The sequence below is a fragment of the Synoicihabitans lomoniglobus genome, assembly GCF_029023725.1.
In the GTDB taxonomy this organism is placed as follows: domain Bacteria; phylum Verrucomicrobiota; class Verrucomicrobiia; order Opitutales; family Opitutaceae; genus Actomonas; species Actomonas lomonigloba.
The window spans coordinates 2,848,992-2,867,334 of record NZ_CP119075.1 but is presented as its reverse complement, the minus strand read 5'-3'; the positions used below and the strand labels follow the sequence as shown (position 1 = coordinate 2,867,334).

Annotated in this window: 15 protein-coding genes; 8 read left to right on the top strand and 7 right to left on the bottom strand. The window is 60.8% G+C overall.

Going from position 1 to position 18,343, the window contains the following annotated elements; genetic code table 11:
* Positions 1-167 precede the first annotated feature (167 nt).
* From PXH66_RS11240 to PXH66_RS11215, 6 genes are all read left to right on the top strand, one after another.
* On the top strand, positions 168-1,139 hold the full coding sequence (locus PXH66_RS11240) for an ApeI family dehydratase (protein ID WP_330931579.1): 972 nt from the start codon (positions 168-170) through the stop codon (positions 1,137-1,139).
* Positions 1,140-1,308: 169 nt separating this feature from the next.
* Positions 1,309-2,580 (top strand): beta-ketoacyl-[acyl-carrier-protein] synthase family protein, encoded by a 1,272-nt coding sequence (locus tag PXH66_RS11235; protein ID WP_330931578.1) that lies wholly within the window; start codon positions 1,309-1,311, stop codon positions 2,578-2,580.
* Positions 2,581-2,583: 3 nt separating this feature from the next.
* On the top strand, positions 2,584-3,429 hold the full coding sequence (locus PXH66_RS11230; protein WP_330931577.1) for an SDR family NAD(P)-dependent oxidoreductase: 846 nt from the start codon (positions 2,584-2,586) through the stop codon (positions 3,427-3,429).
* Positions 3,430-4,689 (top strand): glycosyltransferase, encoded by a 1,260-nt coding sequence (locus tag PXH66_RS11225; protein WP_330931576.1) that lies wholly within the window; start codon positions 3,430-3,432, stop codon positions 4,687-4,689.
* Positions 4,690-4,709: 20 nt separating this feature from the next.
* Positions 4,710-5,951 carry a glycosyltransferase gene (locus PXH66_RS11220; protein ID WP_330931575.1) on the top strand — a complete coding sequence of 414 codons (1,242 nt, stop codon included), beginning with the start codon at positions 4,710-4,712 and terminating at the stop codon, positions 5,949-5,951.
* Entirely contained in the window at positions 5,948-6,964 is a 1,017-nt protein-coding gene (locus PXH66_RS11215) for a glycosyltransferase (protein ID WP_330931574.1), read from the top strand. The genes PXH66_RS11220 and PXH66_RS11215 overlap by 4 nt, the downstream gene beginning before the upstream one ends.
* A gap of 6 nt (positions 6,965-6,970) precedes the next feature.
* Here the strand turns inward: PXH66_RS11215 and PXH66_RS11210 are convergent, their stop codons facing one another.
* The 3 genes from PXH66_RS11210 to PXH66_RS11200 are packed head-to-tail and all read right to left on the bottom strand — an operon-like array spanning position 6,971 to position 10,117.
* Positions 6,971-8,167: an aminotransferase class I/II-fold pyridoxal phosphate-dependent enzyme gene (locus PXH66_RS11210; protein ID WP_330931573.1), complete on the bottom strand. Its 1,197-nt coding sequence runs from the start codon at positions 8,165-8,167 to the stop codon at positions 6,971-6,973.
* Between the two features lie 50 nt (positions 8,168-8,217).
* Positions 8,218-9,414: a glycosyltransferase gene (locus PXH66_RS11205; RefSeq protein WP_330931572.1), complete on the bottom strand. Its 1,197-nt coding sequence runs from the start codon at positions 9,412-9,414 to the stop codon at positions 8,218-8,220.
* 4 nt (positions 9,415-9,418) lie between these two features.
* Complete coding sequence (locus PXH66_RS11200) at positions 9,419-10,117, bottom strand: glycosyltransferase family 2 protein (protein ID WP_330931571.1); 699 nt, start codon at positions 10,115-10,117, stop codon at positions 9,419-9,421.
* Between the two features lie 115 nt (positions 10,118-10,232).
* Between PXH66_RS11200 and PXH66_RS11195 the strand changes: the two genes are divergently transcribed.
* The gene (locus PXH66_RS11195; RefSeq protein ID WP_330931570.1) at positions 10,233-11,900 is read left to right on the top strand and encodes a hypothetical protein; all 1,668 of its coding nucleotides are present in this window, start codon (positions 10,233-10,235) and stop codon (positions 11,898-11,900) included.
* A gap of 180 nt (positions 11,901-12,080) precedes the next feature.
* Positions 12,081-13,298: a glycosyltransferase family 2 protein gene (locus tag PXH66_RS11190; RefSeq protein ID WP_330931569.1), complete on the top strand. Its 1,218-nt coding sequence runs from the start codon at positions 12,081-12,083 to the stop codon at positions 13,296-13,298.
* On the opposite strand, the gene PXH66_RS11185 is transcribed toward PXH66_RS11190, so the two are convergent.
* From PXH66_RS11185 to rfbA, 4 genes are read right to left on the bottom strand one after another with little or no spacing between them, the layout of a single operon-like run.
* Complete coding sequence (locus PXH66_RS11185) at positions 13,299-14,057, bottom strand: class I SAM-dependent methyltransferase (RefSeq protein ID WP_330931567.1); 759 nt, start codon at positions 14,055-14,057, stop codon at positions 13,299-13,301.
* A 25-nt stretch (positions 14,058-14,082) separates the two neighbouring features.
* Positions 14,083-14,811: a DUF1698 domain-containing protein gene (locus PXH66_RS11180; protein ID WP_330931566.1), complete on the bottom strand. Its 729-nt coding sequence runs from the start codon at positions 14,809-14,811 to the stop codon at positions 14,083-14,085.
* 16 nt (positions 14,812-14,827) lie between these two features.
* Positions 14,828-17,434 (bottom strand): glycosyltransferase, encoded by a 2,607-nt coding sequence (locus PXH66_RS11175; protein WP_330931565.1) that lies wholly within the window; start codon positions 17,432-17,434, stop codon positions 14,828-14,830.
* Between the two features lie 21 nt (positions 17,435-17,455).
* Complete coding sequence (gene rfbA / locus PXH66_RS11170; protein WP_330931564.1) at positions 17,456-18,343, bottom strand: glucose-1-phosphate thymidylyltransferase RfbA; 888 nt, start codon at positions 18,341-18,343, stop codon at positions 17,456-17,458.

The following is an 18,343-nucleotide window of genomic DNA, read 5'->3' as shown; positions in this document are numbered from 1 at the left end:
TATGAAGGCAACTGATCAAACGTCGCGCGAACCCATGCCCCGACTCCCTATGACTAAAGCGTGACCAACCGGTTTCAATTTGGCGACAAAACGGAGAAGAAGCTCGTCAACCGGGGACCAAGATTAGCGTTTACATTCAAAAACCCGAAATCTTACTTCCGTGAACCATGCCTAAAGGAGACCTCGAAGGTCAAGCGGGCCCAGACGCCCCGGAGGCGGCCGCAAAGCCGTTTACAGTTGAAGACGAGTCTGCGTTGCGCGAATCCCTCAAGAGGTGTTCGCCAGCGACCATTGAGGCTGCCATCGCCTATCGTAAGACGCAGGAGGCCAGTCACTTGCCTGCCGTGATTATCGGTGTGATTGAGCGCTTTGTGGAGCCCGATTTGCGGCCCAAACTCAAGGAGGCGGACGACGAACTCCGCTTGGTCGAAGACCTCGGGATCGATTCCCTGACGATGATGGAGATCGTCATTCTGGTCGAAGACGTGCTGCAGATGCAGATCAACAATGAAGATCTCCGGAATTTGCGCACGGTGGGAGACATCAAGGTCTTCATCGATTGCAAGGTGCGGGGCCTGCCGCCGCCCAAGCCGACAAAATTTTTCCCGATCGAAGAGATTGTATCCGTGATGCCGATCCAGGCACCGTTTCTTTTCCTCAACGAAGCCACCATCGCCGGCAGCGGTGCGCAGGGGAAATACAAGATCACGGGCCAGGAGTTTTTCCTGCAGGGACACTTCAAGGACAACCCGGTGATGCCGGCGTCGCTCATGCTCGAGGCTCTCGGTCAATTGGCGGTGCTTTATCTTCTCGAAGGCGCCGTGCCGGATGAAGGCAAGATCATCGATCGCACCAAGATCTTCTTCACCTCGTGCGAAGGCGTGCGGTGTCATCGCATTTGCCGACCCGGTGATTTGCTTTCGATGTCGGTCAAACCCAAGCGCACGAAGATGCCGTTGGCGACGTTCGAAGGTTCCATTCGCGTGGGGCAGGACAAAGCGGCCATGGCCGAGGAAATCACGCTCACGTTTGCGTATGCGGACGCGAAGAAGAATGCGCCCGCCGAGGCCGCGACGACTTCCTCCGGTAGCGACCGTGACGATACCCACCCGCCGGTGGCAGCGGCCGTCAACGCCTGAGCCCACTTGCCCGGACCCGTATTTGCGAGTGGAGCGAGATTCGCGTTCCCTCGCGTTGACCCGCTTTCCCGGTTGGGCTTAGCTGTCATTCCGCTGGATATGAACTTGGGGTTAATCGGGTTACCGGTTGTGACTTCCTGGTGATTTCCAGTCCCACCCTCGCCAAAACATGTCGAAAGTATTCCTAACCGGACTGGGTTTCATTACGAGTATCGGCAACGACACCCCGAGCGTTGCCGACAATTTGCGCCATTTGCGCCATGGCGTGGTGAAGTATCCACCGTTTGCGGACGAAAAGATCCCGGTGAAAGTCGCGGCCCCGGTGAAGGGATTCGACACGGAGTCCCTCGATCCGGAGGACTGGACTTACCCGAGCCGTTACCGGGTGCGTCGTGAGATCCTGCGCAGCATGGGCCCGCACGGACTTTACAGCTATTGCGCGATGTTGCAGGCGATCGAGGACGCCGGACTTGCGCCCGAGGATATTTCAAACCCCAACACCGGTCTTTTCGGCGCGTCGGCGGGATCGCCCAATCTGCTCACCCACTACGTTCGCAAGATGCACGAGCAGGGCGTGATGCGGTGTTCGCCGTTGGGTATCGTGGCATCGATTTCCGGCACGGTGCAGTTTAATCTCGTGGCCCATTTCAAGATCCAAGGCGCCTCCACGGGTTTTGCCTCGGCCTGTGCCTCTTCCTCGCACGCGGCCGGTTACGCTTATGATGAGATCATGCTGGGGCGTCAGGACCGGATGTTTGTGGTCGGCGCGGAGGATGGCAACGTGGAGACGATTTTACCGTTTGCCGGGATGCGGGCGCTTTCGCTCAACCCGGATCCGAACACCGCCTCGCGGCCGTTTGATCGCGGCCGGGATGGTTTTGTCGGCACGGGAGGCGCGACGGTGTTGGTGTTGGAGAGTGAGGCGGAAGTCGCACGTCGCGGCGTTGTGCCTTACTGTGAAGTCGCGGGATGGGGCCAGGCTTCGGACGGCCACAATGTGGCGATTTCCCATCCCGAAGGCACCGGTCTCGCGCGGGCATTGGAGCGGGCGCTCAAGTGCGCGAAGGCGGACCCGACCAGCGTCGATTACATCAACGCCCACGCCACCTCGACCCCCATCGGTGACATATCCGAAGGCAAGGCGATCCGCACGGTGTTCAACCCGTCCGGAGCCCGTCCGGGGATCAGTTCAACCAAGGCCTTGACCGGACACGGCCTGTCGTTGGCGGGCGCGATGGAAACGGGCTTCTGTGCGGTGGCCATGCGGGAAGGCTTCACCCCCGGCTCGGCGCATATCACCGCGGTGGACCCGGCTTTGGCCGATCTCAATATTCTGCGGGAGACGGTCGACGAGAGACCGAAAATTGTCATCAACAACAGTAGTGGTTTTGGCGGCGCAAATGTGGCCCTCGTGTTGCGGGCGGTGCCGTCGGCGAACTAAGCCATGACGGTCGCTCCGCCAGCTCCCGCCGCGTTTGTGACCGGTGCTTCGGCGGGACTCGGCCGCGCCATCACGGAGAAACTGTTGCGGGAAGGTTTTGTGGTATGGGGCACGGCCCGGGATCGCTCGCGCTTGCAGGAGACGTTTAAAGATCGCGCGCAGTTTCATCCCGTGGTGCTGGATCTGCAGCAGGCGGAGGCGGCGGTGGAGGTCTATCGGCAAGCCCGCGCCGAGACTCCGGCGGGCTTTGACCTTGTGGTGAACAACGCCGGTTATGGTGTGTTCGGCGGTTTCGTGGAGACACCGCCCGAGGTGTGGCGACGCCAGCTCGACGCCATGTTGATGACCAACCTGAGTTTGGTCCACCAGCAGTTGGCCGATATGACCGGGCGAAGCCGGGGCACCCTGGTCAATGTTGCCTCCATGGCGACGGAGTTTCCATTGCCGTATATGACGGCCTACAATGTCGCCAAGGCGGGACTGAGCGCTTTGAGCGAAAGTTTGCTAATTGAAACGGCGGGGAGTGAAGTCACGGTCATCGATTTCCGACCGGGTGATTTTCGCACCGGTTTCAACCAAGCCATGCCATCCTCACCCTTGCTCGAACCTTCCGGGCGTTCCAGTCCGCGTCAGCTCTCCGCTTGGCGCGCGTTGGAACGCCATTTGGCGTCGGCGCCGGGGGCCGAACGCGCCGCCGACGATTTGTGGCGGGCGATCCATCGCGGACGCGGGGGAGTCGTGCGTTCCGGAAATTGGTTTCAGGTCACGCTGGCACCACTGTTTGAACGTCTCGTGCCTTTGGCGTGGGCCCGCGCCGTGCGTTGGCGTTATTTCGGACTCAGCTCCTAAGTGGAAAATAAACTTCGTATACTGGTCCTCACTTCCAGCACGGGCGGCGGTCACGACGCTCGGGCGCAAGCTTTCGCGGAGTGGTGCTTTGAACTCTATCGCCATGGGGTGGACGTGCGCATCGAACAGATGCTCGAAAAGTCCTCGGTGGTGAGCCGTTCCGGGGTCAATCTCTACAATTGGATTCAGGTGCACATGCCGTTTCTCCACACGTTTTTCTATACGGCGGTGGAGGCGCTGAGTTACCTGAACCGATCGGGGGTGAGCATTGGTCGGGGTTACTACCGCGAGGTGCTCGACGAGTATCAGCCTCACTTGGTGTTAAGTGTGCACGACTGTTTGAACCGCGGGTATTTCCAATACGCCCGCGAACGTTTGGGTCGCGAGAATGTGCGCTGCGCCACCTATTGCGGGGAGTTCTCCGGCGGGTGGGGTTACAGTCGTAATTGGATCGAGCCCTCGGTGGATCTCTACGTATCGCGCACCGCCACGGCTCGTGATTTCGCGGTGAAGCACGGCATCCCGGTGGAGAAGACCAGCGTGCGGGGACACCTGATGCGTCCGAAAGCGGTCATGGATGTGATTCCGGCCGAGAAACGGTCGACCTACCTGCGCAAGCAATTGGGGCTCAAAGCCAATCGCTTCACCATCTTTCTGGCGACGGGCACCAACGGAGCCAACAATCACATGGTGCTGTTGGAGGCGCTCAAAAAGCACCACCGGCGAGTGCAGGTGATCGCGGTCTGCGGCCGCAACAAGGAGATCTACAATGAGCTGGTGCACTGGCGTTCCAACCATCCCAAACTGCCGCTCTATCTGGATGGATTTTCGGACGTGGTGCATGAGCTGATGCAGGTCAGCGATGTGATCGTGACGCGCGGGGGCACGACCAGTTGTGCCAAGGCGCTTCATTTCGGCTGCCCGATCGTGTTCAATGCTTTTCAGGGCATCATGCCGCAGGAGCGGTTGACCTGGAAATTTTTCCGCAATGGGGCGCGGTCGCAAAAGATCGAGGATGCCGACGATTTCGCCCGTTTGATTGATGAATGGATGGAGGTTCCCGAAGCGTATCAGCATTATCGGGACGACTTTTTGGACATGCGTTACCCGGATGATCAGACGGAGTTGATTTCGGACTTGGTCGGGTTGGCCGAGGAAGCATCGGGGTTCACGGTGAAACGGTATCCGTTTCCCCGTCGCAATGGTGACAACGGTGAACCTCCCGTCGACCTCGCCAGTGGCAATGGTGCGGCCATTTAGCCGCTTTAAATCGCTTGGCGGTGCCGGGCAGACCTAGCAACGTCGCGACGGTGCCGCCTCGTCCGATAACCATTGCCTACCTCTTCACGACGTTTCCCCAAGCCACGGAGACGTTTCTTCAGCGCGAAGTGATCGCGATGAAGGAGCAGGGACTGAACCTGCGGGTGTATTCACTTTTTGGCGGCGGCGGCGACTTTGCAGGCATCGCGGTGCGCAAGTTCTCCATGTGGCGCCTGCTGGAATTGATTTGGATCATTCCATGGGTGGCGGCGACGCGGTGGGATGTTTTTGGTGTCCTGTGGCGCGGGCTCTGGGCGCGGCGGGCGCCGAGCTGGCTGAATTTCTGGGAGAACATGCTGGGGGCGGGGTTTGCCGGGGTGTTCTATCGCGAGTTTCGCCGCGACCCGCCGGATCTCGTGCATGGCGCCTGGGGCGGGGCCCCCTGCACGGCGGCATGGATATTACGCCGTCTCAATGGTCAGGCGTTTACGGCGGCGGCGCACGCTTACGATATCTACGAACACGGCGGGGATTGGTGGTTGGATGAAAAACTCACGGAAGCCCGTTTCATTCACACGTCGACAGAGATGGGGCGCGCGTCACTGGTGGCGCGCGGTCATGATCCGCAACGGGTGCACGTGGTGCGGCGCGGGTTGGCCCATTTCCCCGAGTTCAAGTCCCTGCGAGCCGACCGCTCCGAATTGCGCCTGGTCTGCATTGCACGATTGGTGGCTAAAAAAGGCCTCGACCATCAGATGAAAATCTACGCGGCGATGCGCGACGCCAGCATCGCATTTTCGGCTCGGATCATCGGGGAGGGCCCGGAGCGTGCGCGCATCGAAACGCTGATCAGGGAATTCAAATTGGGCGATCGAGTGCGGCTCACCGGCCATTTGGCTCAAGCGGAGGTGTGGGAGAATTTGACCTGGGCGGATGCGCTACTGCACACGGGAGTGATCGCGGCCAGCGGAGACCGCGATGGTTTGCCGAACGTGATTCCCGAGGCGATGGCGGCGGGCGTGGTGGTGTTGACCTCGCCCAATGCAGCGACGGTTGAAGCCGTCAGCCACGACGTGAGTGGCTTGGTGCTGCCGGAGGGTCAACCCGATCGGTGGGTGGAGGCGATGCGACGACTCGCCACGGATGATACGCAGGTTGAAACCTTGCGAGATGCCGCCCGCAGGTGGACGGAAGAAAATTTCGACGCGCATCGCAATGCCGCGAGACTGCACGAACATTTCCTCAACGCCCTGAAATCATGATCTATTTCGACGTTACGAAGTCGGCGAAAGCCAAGCAGGCGTCGGGGCTCATGCGGGTGAATCGACGGTTGAGCGAAGAATTGGGCGACGCGGTCACGCTGGTGCGCTGGGGCGAAAGCAATCCACCGTGGCAGCCCGACGACTGGTATCTGACCACGGAAACTTTCGACGTCGCTCAGCGGCCGGGGTTCGGAGATTTTTTGGAAAGACCGCCCTGTCGGTTGGCAGCGTTGTTCCCCGATGCGATACCGCTGCAACATCCCAAAATCACGTGGCCGCATTCGGTCGTCCGGCATCCGGGATACATGATGGCGCTGGCGAAATTCGATCATGTTTTCGCGATTTCCGATGCGGTGAAACACGACCTCACGTCGTATTGGCAATGGGCGGGAACGACTGCCCGCGCGGCAGTGAGCACGTTGCCACTGGGGGCGGATTTCGATGGGTCGAAGCGACATCCCCGCCGGGACGATGTGCCGCCGCCGGTCTTGCTCTGTGTGGGAATCGTGGAGCCGCGGAAAAACCAGTCGTTTTTGCTGCGGGTCGCGGAGGAAATGTGGGCGCGCGGCGGCGATTTCGAATTACATATCGTCGGCCGGGTTAATCCTCATTTCGGTCGTCCGATCGCGGCGGAAATGCGGCAAATCACGAAACGGCGTCCGGGATTCCACTTTCACGAGGCGGCCACCGACGAGGTATTGGCCCGGCTGTTGGCCCGGACCCGGGCCGTGGTGTTTCCCACCATCGCGGAAGGGTGCGGCCTGCCCGTGCTTGAAGCGCTGTGGCGCGGGCTCCCGTGTGTGTGTTCGGACCTGCCGGTATTGCGTGAAAACACGGAAGCAGGGGGTTGTGTGCCACTGCCGACCAACGATCTCGAAGCATGGACCGAAGGCCTGCAACGGCTGCTCACCGACGATGGTCAGTGGCGCCGGTTGGCTGATGTGGCGGCGGCGCGACCGCTTCCCACCTGGAAGGAAAGCGCCGCTCAAATTGTGCGGACGCTGCGCGCTTAGGCGCGGTCAGAGTTTTTTGACGGCGTAAGCCATCGCGTCGCCTATGCGGTCAATCTGTTCGTCGGTGTGCAGCGCCGAGATCGCGGTGCGGATCAAATCCTTGCCGGGAGGAACCGCCGGAGCGATCGACATTACCGTGAAGACACCCTTTTCCAACAGCGCCTTCCAGAAGCGATACACCGACTCGCGCGAGCCCAGCACGATCGGCACGGCCGGAGTTTCACTGCCCCACGTGTCGAGACCGAGGTTTTTCAGAATGTCGGTATAACGCTTGGTATTGCGCCACAGTCGCTCGTGGTGCTCGGGCTCGTTTTGCATCACATCGAGAGCGGCGGAGGCGACGGCCGCTTGCGAAGGCGGAACGGCGGCGCTGAAAATCGTCTGCTTGGAGTTGGTGCGCAGATACTCGATCACGTCATGGGAGGCGGCGATGAAACCGCCGGTGCTGGCCAGCGATTTGGACATGCTGCCGCAAATGATATCGACCTGATCATTGAGGCCGAAGTGATCAACCGTGCCGCGACCCTGCCGACCGAGCACACCGAAACCATGAGCGTCGTCGACGACGCTGAAGCAGCCGTATTCTTCACCAATGCCAATGATCTCAGGCATCTTGGCGATGTGCCCTTCCATGGAATAGACGCCCTCGATGACGAGCATCTTGGCGCGGCGGGATTCAATGGTGGAGGCGACCTCGCGGAGGTCCTCCGGATTGTTGTGCGAAAAGCGTTCCACGGTGGCCATGGAGAGACGCACGCCGTCCCAGAGACACGAGTGGATGTTTTTGTCCGCGAGGATGAAATCTCCCTTTTGGGCGAAGGCGGCGACACTTGTCAGGCAGGACAGGTAACCGGCGGCGTGGATATGACAGGCCTCGCGACCCAGAAATTCCGCCAGTTTGGCTTCCAACTGGGTGTGGTAGGCGCGGGAGCCATTGGACGAGCGGGCACCGGTGGGGCTGGTGCCCCAGAGCTCCATCGCTTTTTGTCCGGCCTCGATGACCTTGGGATGAAACGACAAACCCAGATAATCATTGCTCGAAAGCATGATCATATCGCGTCCGTCCAGTTTGATTTCTGTGCCGCATTGTTTCTCCATGGGGAGGTAATACGGCGCATATTTGAGGCGCATCTTGGTCGCGTAGTCGTCGCGAGCTCGTTGAATGATAGCCTTGGGGCTGCGCTTAAAGAAGGTAAGGGCCATGCGTAGGGATTGAAACTAACGGGCGGAATGCCGCCGGGAAAAGGCCAAATTCAACCAGCTTTCGAGTGGCGAGGCAGGGTGGTGATCCACTCGAGTAGCTGTCTGGTATAGTCTTCCCAGCGAGGAGGTTGGCGATGACGAGCCTCAGCGGTCAGGGAGTTTAATCGCACGGAATCGGTCAGCAGGCTCTGCATGGCATCCGCGAGAGCTTCGGCATTTGCGGTATCGGTCATCAGGCAACCACCGCCGCGGGCGGACTCTGCAACCGCACCGTGATCGGCACAGACACAGGCCTTGCCGTGGAGCAAACTCTCCCAGATCGGCAGCCCGAATCCTTCCATGATGGAGGGGTAAACCGTGAAGGCGCAGCGGTGGTAAGCGGCCCGGAGCTCGGCGTCCGGCAGCCACCCGGAATAGTGCAGGGGCCTGCCCGCGTTTTGCAGCTCACGGATCTTGGTCAGGGCGCGGGTGCCGGTTTCGCGCTGTAGTCCGCCAAAGATGGACAATTCAAAGTCGATCCCGCAATCCCAGAGCTGTTCACACGCCGTCAACAAAGTGAGGTGGTTCTTGCGGCCTTCCAGCGAACCGACGCTCAAAATGTGGGGGCGTGTTCCGGCCGGGATGGGGATCTCGGGCCGGTTCATGGTGAGGTGATCGCAGGCCAGGGGCAGGGCCACGACTTCGGGCCCATGGCCCCAGTCGGCCCACTTCCAGTAGTCGAGAAGGGATTGACGGGAATCCTCGGAGATCGCGGCGATGCCGTCGAATTGCATGAGTTCCTGCAAGTAGCCGGGAAATCGCCCCACATTTCCTCGGGGAGTGAGATCGGGCAGCCGCAAGGAGATCGCGTCGTGAAACAAAGCAACACGAGGGGCGTCGGTCGCAGCAAAAAGTTCCGGGAGGCAGGAGCCCGTGCGGGCGGTAAAGATTTCGGGACACAGGATTGCGCTGATTTCCGATGGCAGGACGGTGCGCGTGGTATCGGTCCGGGTGCGTCGTCTCCACCAGCCACGGAGTTGCGCCCCCAACGGCCAGCGCGCGCTGCGTCGTTTGACGGAGCGCGGAGGGTGATCGAGCGCGTGTTGCTCCCACGCCTCCAGTGGGCGCCAGCACTGCATCCATGGGTCATGCGTGATCTCCGTGACCTCCGTCTGGATGCGGAGGTTTCGCCGCAACTCCAACGCGACCCGTTGCACGCCAGTGCGGGCGGGGGAGTGGGAAGTGTGGGACAGGTCGTAGAGCAACATGCGTTCAGCGATGCCACACGTTGTATTTCAAAATCGCGTAGATCGCGCGCACGCCGTCCCGCCAGCCGATTTTTTTGCCTTCCGCGTAGGTGCGTCCGGCATAGCTGACGCCCACTTCGTAGATGCGACAATGCAGTCGGCATATCTTGGCGGTGATCTCTGGTTCGACCCCGAAGCGGTTTTCTTCGATCTCAAACTGCTCCACGATTTCCCGCCGAAACAGTTTATAGCAGCACTCCATGTCGGTGAGGTTCAGGTTGGTGAACATGTTGGAGAGCAGGGTGAGAAATTGGTTGCCCAACGAGTGCCAGAAATAGAGCACCCGATGCGGTTCGCCGCCCATGAAGCGGGAGCCAAAAACGACGTCGGCTTTGCCCTCGAGCAGGGGCGTGAGCAGTCGCGGGTATTCCTTGGGGTCGTATTCGAGATCGGCGTCCTGAATGAGAATGAAGTCACCGGTGGCGGCTGCAAATCCCGTGCGCAAGGCCGCACCTTTGCCTTGATTGACCGGTTGGTGAATGATCCGGGCGACTTTGCTGGCGATTTGTTCGTCGAGCACCCGGTCGGTGCCGTCGGTCGAGCAATCATTGACGATGATGATTTCCTTTTCGACGGGGATGGGAGAAGCCAGCACTGCCTCGATGAGGGTGGCGACGGTGTCGTGCTCGTTGTAGCAGGGGATGACGATCGAGAGCGTGGGCATGGCGAAGGCGCAGATTCAGGGCGACGAGCGTGCGGGCTGCAATGCCATAGGTTGCGTAAACCCTCGGCCGGAAGTTGACGCGATGGGTTTGGTCGTCCTGCGTCATGATCCTGCCATGTTTCAACGGTTCCTGTCACGACTACGATCCTCCCGCGGGCCGCGGACGACGCGTTGGACCTGGGTGGCGGTTTACGTCGCCGTGGTGGCGTGGATGTTGTTCAAACTGGCGGGGTATTATTCCCCCGAGACGGGGATGACCTATTTTCTGGGCGTGGGGGAGGACGCTCTGGCGAAGCGGGATTGGACCAAGGATCTCGGCTTTAAAGTTTTCGTGCACGACCGGTCGTTTGGCTACGACGGTCAATTCTATGCGCAATTGGCGCTGGACCCGGGCATGGAGAACGAGGGTTTGGCCAAGTCGGTGGACAATCTGCCGTATCGCGCCCGTCGCATCTTACTGCCGGTGGTGGCCTATGTGTTGGGCGCGGGACGGCCGGAGTGGATCATCACCGCCTACGTGATGATCAACGTGGTGTGTTGGTTGGCGTTGGGTGGAGTGCTGTTGCGATGGTTTCCGCCGAAAAATTTTGATCGGGCGATTCGATGGTTGGGCGTGATGTTGTCCGTCGGGGCCTGTTTCAGTGTCTATTCTTCGTTGGTGGATGGACCGAGTCTGCTCCTGTTTGCCGTGGCGTTGAAGTGGTGGGAGCAAGGGCGCCCGTGGCGGGCCACGGCCTTGCTGGCCGTCGCTGGTCTGGCCAAAGAAACCAACATTCTCGGCAGTGGATTGTTCGCGCCGGATCAGTGGCGCAGCTGGAAGGACTGGCCGTTGGCGATCGCCCGAGTCGTTTTGGTGGCGGCACCGCTGGGACTGTGGATATTACTGTTGCGCTGGCGGTTCGCGGACATGGCCCAATACGGCGGCGGCACCGACAACTTTGATCTGCCGCTGCGGGCGATGGTGACCCGGGTGGGGGAATTGTTGGACGTCGCGTCCAGCACGGATCTGCCGTGGTATCTGCTCGGGGTCGGCTTCGCGTCGATCATCAGTCTGGTGGTGCAGGCCGGATTTTTGCTTTTGCGCTGGAAATGGTCGCAGCCGGCCTGGCGGCTCACCGTGCCCATCGCGGCGTTAACTTTGGTCATGGGCGCGGCGAACTGGGCGGGCTATCCCGGCGGTGTTACGCGTTCCTTGTTGCCGATGTTGCTGGGGTTCAACCTGTTGGTTCCTCAAGGCAAACGTTGGTTGCCCGTGCTGATTCTCGGTAATCTTACCATGTTCTTCTCCCCGGGCGTATTCAAACCCTTGCCGGATTCCCTCTACTCCGTCCGCATTTCCAACGAAGCGCAGGCGATGATTGAAGGAGAAACCCCGGAACTGCGGCTCGATTTTCCTCCGCCTTGGCATGCCGCCGAACGGTCGGACACCCACCAATGGCGATGGACCGGTGGCCGGGCGAATATCGTCATTCACAACCCCTATGATCAGCCCGTGGAAGTGACGCTGGCGGGCGAGTGGGCGGCGTTTACGGATCGGCAGGCGCGGCTGCGGCAAAGTGATCGTATTCTGTGGCAGGAGCAGCTTGGGATCACGCCCAGGCGTTGGCGGATCGGGAACGTGCGTCTGCCTCCGGGCGAGAGCCATCTCACGGTGGAATCCGACGCCCCGGCCCAACCCGCCAGTCTCTACGACGAGCGTTCGCTGGATATCCGATTCTTTTCGCTTTCCATTCAAGGGCGCACCGTCGGCGAGCATCAACCGGTTCAGCCACCGAACGGATGAATCGCGCTTGTGAAGTAGGTGGGGGCGGGTTCATCAATGGAGATGCCTCCGTTCCGGCCCATGGGTGTTAGCGCCCGCTCAATGAGTTCAATTCCGATTAATCGCGCCACGCGGTCCCTGCCGCCCGCGGCTGAACGTCCGGTGAAACCGATGCGGTTGTCGTAGGAACTGATGACTGTGATGGAACCGGATGCCCATGTTGCGTCGCCTGACCGCGACCCCAGTGAGACCGATACGGCGGCGATCGAACTGACGGTCGTGATGCCATGTTTGAACGAGGCCGACACCCTGGCGATCTGCATCGACAAAGCCCACCGGGCGATGAAAGCCCATGGTCTCGTCGGGGAGGTGTTGGTGGCGGATAATGGCAGCACGGACGGCTCGATCGAAATCGCGGAGGCCCGCGGCGCGCGGGTGGTTGCCGTGGCGGCCAAGGGTTATGGCAACGCGCTCATGGGAGGCATCGAGGCGGCGCGCGGTCGGTTCATCATCATGGGCGATGCGGACGACAGTTACGACTTTCTCGAGTTGCCGAAATTCGTGGATAAACTCCGGGAAGGGTTCGATCTCGTGCAAGGTTGCCGCCTGCCCTCGGGCGGAGGCGTGGTCCTGCCGGGAGCGATGCCGCGACTACATCGTTGGTGGGGCAACCCGATGTTTTCGGCCATGGTGCGGCTCATGTTTCAGGCGCCGATTCACGACGTGTATTGTGGCCTGCGCGGATTCACCCGTGAACTCTACGACCGGCTGCATTTGCGCAGCACGGGGATGGAGTTTGCCACGGAGATGATCATCAAAAGCAGTCTCTTCGGGGTAAAAATCGCTGAAGTTCCCACGACGTTGCATCCCGATGGACGCAAGGCGCACGCGCCGCATCTGCGAACCTTTCGGGATGGCTGGCGGACGCTGCGGTTTTTCCTGATGTGCAGTCCGCGGTGGTTGTTTTTCATCCCGGGCGTGGGGCTTTGCGCGTTCGGAGCATTGGGCTATGCGCTGGGCATGCCGGGAGTTAAGCTGTGGGGCGCGACGCTCGACGCTCACACTCTGCTCGCCTCGAGTCTCTCGATTTTGCTCGGTTTTCAACTGCTGCAATTCGGCGTATTCGCCAAAACCTTTGCGACGACCGAGGGTTTGATTCCGGAGGATCCGCGCTTTTCCCGTTGGCTCAATACCATGCATTTGGAGCGAGGCATCGTGGTGGGCGCGGTCGCGTTCTTGGCCGGCACGGGCCTCCTACTCGCCGCCGTCGGACAGTGGTATGCTGCTGGGTTTGGAAATTTGGAATACGCCATAACCATGCGCTGGGTCATTCCGGGGGTGACGCTCGCGGCGCTGGGATTTCAGACCGTGTTTTCCAGCTTCTTCGTGGGCATCCTGCGGATGGGCCGGAAGACCTGATCAGGTCGGGCGTCGCGCGATGTAGACGTTGCTGGGGCAGTCGTCGGTCACCGGTTGATCGATGATGGCCACCATGTGGGCACCGGCGGATTGCAGCAGCGACTCGACCTCCGCGACGGGCAGCGCGTTCATCCGCATGGGATCGCCGACCCCAGTGAAGCGGCGGAACCAGCGCCCGCCCCAGCGCTTCAGGCGCGTCGCCATCGTTGGCGGATACCACGACCACTTGCGGGCCTCGATCGGTTCCGGAGGCACGGAAGTGGGTAGTTGAAAATAGATGACACCGCCTGGTCGCAGGACCCGGACAAATTCAGGCAAATACGAACGAATCAAGTCAGCCGGGATGTGCTGCAGGGTGATGAGACTGAAAACCAGATCGAACGAGCCGGCGGGGAATTTGCTGAGATCCGCCCTGGTATTGTGCACGAACGACACCTGCTCCGGGGCGCGATTATGTCGCGCCGCCAGTTCCAGCATCTTGGCCGCGACATCGACTCCGACTACGGATTGGTAAGTCTTGGCCAAGGCTTGTGAGAGGCGCCCGACACCACACCCAAAGTCCAGCGCCCGATCCTTCGCCAAGTCCGGGCAATGCTGATCAATCACGGCGAGACTGGCTTCCACGTCTTCGATGCCGGTTTGGAAAAACGCGTCGAGTTTCCACTGGTTGCCGACTTTGTCGGGCGCGGTGAGGACCGCCCAATAGGGATCGTCTCGGGCGAGGCGTTCCCACACCATGCGAAGCCGAAAGATGTTCACGGCGCGTTGTTGGCAGCCCCGGTGTTCACGACTTGAAAGCGTGCACGGTGACGCGCCCTTGTTGCATCTCCCGCCACCACAACCCGGGTTGGGTGGGTTTGCGAAAAATGCGGTCGAACAAAGATTTGGGTTTGGATACGACTTCGAAACGGGAGAAACCCACGGCGCGCAACATGGCGAGCAGACCGGGCAGATTGGGTGCCCACCAATTGGTCGGGTCGCGGTTGAGTTCGGTGCCGTTGTAAAACGCCATCGCCGGCGGACCCAGATGCAGCAGGTCGACCTTGGTTTCGAGAATCAGACAATCCCGGGTGACCGCCGCCATTTTCTCCAACGCCAAAAGCGGGTGGCGCAGGTGGTAGAGCACGCCGAGAAACAAGACGATATCATGCTGTCCCACCAGTTCGGGCTCGATGTCGAGCACCTCCGCGTAGACGGATTCGACGTTCGAGTTGAGTTGGGCATGCGCGAGTTCGAAGCCAGATTTGTCGGCCCAGCCTTCACCGCTCCAACAGTAGGAATCCACCGCGACCACCCGCTTGGCTCCGCGACGTTCGGCCTCGAAGGAGAAAAAACCGTCCCACGCACCGACATCGAGCACCGACTTTCCCGTCAACGAAGGGGGAAGTTGGATACGGGCCAATTTCGTTGGGGTGTCATCGAGTCCGGGGGTGATGACGCCATGCCCCAAATCGATCCGATGGAACCAACGGATCTGGTTGATGGCCTCAGGCAGTGCTTCGGGAGAAATCATGAAAATCGCGGTGGGCTTAGTCCGGCCAAAGTTGCATGGCCGCGAGTCGTTTGGCGTAGCGGGCTCCGATGGCGGCCGGGGAAAACTGGGCGCGAATATCCCGTGCCGCCGCGGCGCCGAGTCGTTGACGCAACTCTGGATTGGCGGCAAGGCGGCGCATGGCGTCGGCGGCATCGGCCACGCGCGGGTTCGCCCAGATCTGGCCCTTTTCGTAGGGACCGTGAGTTTCGCTCAGCTCAATCAGATCCACGGGAACCGGACAGCCGTTTTCGGCATGCACAAATTCCGCCGTAGCAGACCAATCGGTGGAGACGACGGGCTTGCCCACAAACATCGCTTCGGCCACGGCGAGACCGAAACCCTCGGAACGATGTAGCGAGACGAAGACATCGCAGGCGGCTTCCAACGCGTGCACTTCCTCCCGCTCGAGGGTGCGGGCGATCAGCGTGGTGTGCTTCAGTCCCCGCAGGGCGGCTTTGAGCCGACTAAAGGCGGCGGGGTTGCGCTCGGGGTTTTGGGTTTTGATCACCAAGTGCACGCCTGCTTCATCAGGGAACGCCTGTCGGTAGGCATCGATGACGGCGTGCGGATTCTTGCGCTCCTGATACGAATTGAGGTCGTAGAGAAACAGGAAGGAGGTCCGATCGGTCGGCAGGTCGAAGCGTGGTCGTTGATCACCCTCCGGCAAGATGAAGTCGATGGAGTGCGGCATCACGTGAACCGGCAACGGCACCTTGGCGGCGATGGCGTCCCGCACGAAGGCGGACGGACACCAGATCTCGTCGTAGTATTGGCAGGCCTCGACCCATTGGTCGGGAAACTCGGGCAACTCCCATGCCCAGTAGGCGATGTTGCGGCGATTGTCACGAAAGGCGTCGCCGTGGTGGTGATCGATGTCGCCGGAAACCGGGGGATCGATGTGAAACACGTTTACCCGATACGGATTCGTCTTCTGCAACTGCGCCGCGAAAGTCTGGTCGCCCATGCGATTCAGGCAGGGCAGCTTCATGTCGACGAAAGCGTGCGGCAGGTCCGTCGCCGCCACCGCCCGTGCCATGCAGCGGGCGCTTTCGCCGATGCCGAGTTCGGCGCGCAACCAGCCGACGACATTGATGCCGAGCGGGTATTCCTTGTTTTCGCGGGCCTCGATGCGCAACGGGCGGCGTTTCTTGAAATCGTAAATCGGGCGTTCGTCGCAGACGATCTGGGAGATGCGAATGCGGCGATTTTTAACCTGTGGCCGGTAACGCTCCAAACGGTCTCGCCACGTGCGGGGCAGTGGCCAGCGGGCGGTGACGCGACCGAGCCAGGCGAGGGTGTTCTCCCGATCGGTCCCGAGCAATTCCACCTGCAGGCGGACCGGCTCGTCCGTGACCAAAAGTGGTTTGTCGATGCCGCAGTTGAAATGGCCGTCCGGCAACGGGAAGGCGGTTGCGGTCTGAATGCCATTCACCGTGAGGCGAAGTCCGATGTCGCCCTGGGTTTCGCGTCGGTCGGGATCGGCGGGGAGGACGAAGCCGTTGATGAAAATGTTTTTTTCGATGACGCCCGGTGGCAACACGGCGGTGAACTTTTCCCGCATCGCCTGTGTCTCGTGCTGCAACGTGTCGCTCTTGAGTCCGGTGAGCACGTAGTCCTTCGGGTTGTCCGCGACCGGGGGACGGGGCAGGCCGAGCACTTTGCGCCAGTGGAGTTCCTCGTAGAAGATGGCCGCGCCGATTTCCATCCACGCCAAGCGCGGCGTGCGGCTGACGAATCCGGCGCGCACGCGCAGCGCCGTCACAACGGTGCGCCAGGGCATCACCTCGGTGCCCTCGCGCCAGGCGCGTAGTTTCTGCTTTGCCCAGTCTCCGGTGCTGTAACGGATGATTACATCCCGCCAGTAACCGAAGAGGTTGCGACTGTTGGCTTCGTCGTGGGGGCGGGCTTCACCACGGGATGCGCTGACGTGGTGGCGCACCACGCTGGATAGCACCACGGCCACGCGATAACCCCACTCCAGGAGATTGAGGCAGAGGTCCACGTCTTCACCGCCATTGCGATAGGAGACGCGAAATCCGGGCTGCGCCGGAATGTGACCATCGCGGCGGGGGCGCATGAATACCTCGCGACGCACGATACAGCAGGCGGCGGTGACCGCGGGCACAAACCGAACCGGGCGTCGTCGGATACTGGCCGCGGAAGGGAGTTCCTGGATGTGTTCCAGTTTGGCGTTGGCCCGGAAACGGATGCCGGCGTGGTCGATGCTGTCGTCTTTGACCCGGCGCTGCACATTGCCGACGAGGCCCAGATTCGGATCCGAATCGAGTGCGGCCAACATCGGTTCCAACCAACCAGGCAGGAACTCCAAATCGTTATTGATCAGAGCCAGGTATTCGCCGGTCGCCATGGCGGCGCCGGCGTTGTTGGTGGCGGCGTAGCCGGCGTTTTCGACATTGAGGACGAAGCGACAAGGAGCTGGCAGAGTCTTGAGCCATTCTCGTGTGCCGTCGGTGCTGACGTCGTCGACGAAAATGATCTCGTGCTCCAGACCGGCGGGCAGCGTCTCCTGCAAGGTCCGCAAGCACACCTTGGTGAGCTCCAGCCCGTTGTGCAGGGGAATGATGAACGAGACTTTGATCACTGCCGGAACACGCCGTTTGAACTAGGCGCGATGCCGAGGCCAGTTGCGCAGATAGGAACCATAGCTGGATTTGCCGAGACGAGCGATTTGGGCATCGAGTTCGGCGTCGTCGATCCAGCCCATCGTGTAGGCAATCTCTTCCAGGCAGGCGATTTTGAGGCCTTGGCGGTTTTCGATGATGTGCACGAAATCGGCGGCTTCGAGAAGCGAGTCGTGCGTGCCCGTGTCCAGCCAGGCGGTGCCGCGACCGAGGAGCTCGACGTGCAGATCACCGCGCTCCAGGTAACGGCGATTGAGATCGGTGATTTCCAACTCTCCGCGGGGCGAGGGTTTCAACGCCCGCGCCAGATCGACCACGTCGCGGTCGTAGAAGTAGAGCCCCGGAACTGCGTAGTTGGATTTTGGTGACGTGGGTTTCTCCTCCAGTGACATCACCCGGCCATCGTCGGCAAATTCGACCACGCCGTAAGCCGTGGGATTGGCCACGTGATACCCGAAAATGGTGGAGCCGTCCTGGCGTTCGGCGGCTGATTCCAGCGAGCGTTTGAAATCATGCCCATAGAACAGGTTGTCGCCCAGCACCAAGGCGGACGGCTGCGTGCCGTCGAGAAAGCCGCAGTCGGCGGCGATGAGGAAGGCTTGGGCCAAACCGTCGGGGCTGGGTTGTTCGGCGTAGGAAAGCTGCAGACCGAAGGCCGAGCCATCGCCGAGCAGCTTTTCAAACAGCGGCAAATCCTGTGGGGTCGAAATGATGAGGATTTCCCGAATCCCGGCGATCATCAGCACTGACAGCGGATAGTAGATCATCGGCTTGTCGTAAACCGGCATCAACTGTTTGGATACGGCTATGGTCAGCGGGTAAAGGCGGGTGCCGGAGCCGCCGGCCAGAATAATTCCTTTTCGGTTCAT

Coding starts and splice junctions, on each gene's coding strand:
- PXH66_RS11240 (WP_330931579.1), top strand. CDS start 168: ATGCCTAAAGGAGACCTCGAAGGTCAAGCGGGCCCAGACGCCCCGGAG.
- PXH66_RS11235 (WP_330931578.1), top strand. CDS start 1,309: ATGTCGAAAGTATTCCTAACCGGACTGGGTTTCATTACGAGTATCGGC.
- PXH66_RS11230 (WP_330931577.1), top strand. CDS start 2,584: ATGACGGTCGCTCCGCCAGCTCCCGCCGCGTTTGTGACCGGTGCTTCG.
- PXH66_RS11215 (WP_330931574.1), top strand. CDS start 5,948: ATGATCTATTTCGACGTTACGAAGTCGGCGAAAGCCAAGCAGGCGTCG.
- PXH66_RS11210 (WP_330931573.1), bottom strand. CDS start 8,167: ATGGCCCTTACCTTCTTTAAGCGCAGCCCCAAGGCTATCATTCAACGA.
- PXH66_RS11205 (WP_330931572.1), bottom strand. CDS start 9,414: ATGTTGCTCTACGACCTGTCCCACACTTCCCACTCCCCCGCCCGCACT.
- PXH66_RS11200 (WP_330931571.1), bottom strand. CDS start 10,117: ATGCCCACGCTCTCGATCGTCATCCCCTGCTACAACGAGCACGACACC.
- PXH66_RS11195 (WP_330931570.1), top strand. CDS start 10,233: ATGTTTCAACGGTTCCTGTCACGACTACGATCCTCCCGCGGGCCGCGG.
- PXH66_RS11190 (WP_330931569.1), top strand. CDS start 12,081: ATGGAACCGGATGCCCATGTTGCGTCGCCTGACCGCGACCCCAGTGAG.
- PXH66_RS11180 (WP_330931566.1), bottom strand. CDS start 14,811: ATGATTTCTCCCGAAGCACTGCCTGAGGCCATCAACCAGATCCGTTGG.
- rfbA (WP_330931564.1), bottom strand. CDS start 18,343: ATGAACCGAAAAGGAATTATTCTGGCCGGCGGCTCCGGCACCCGCCTT.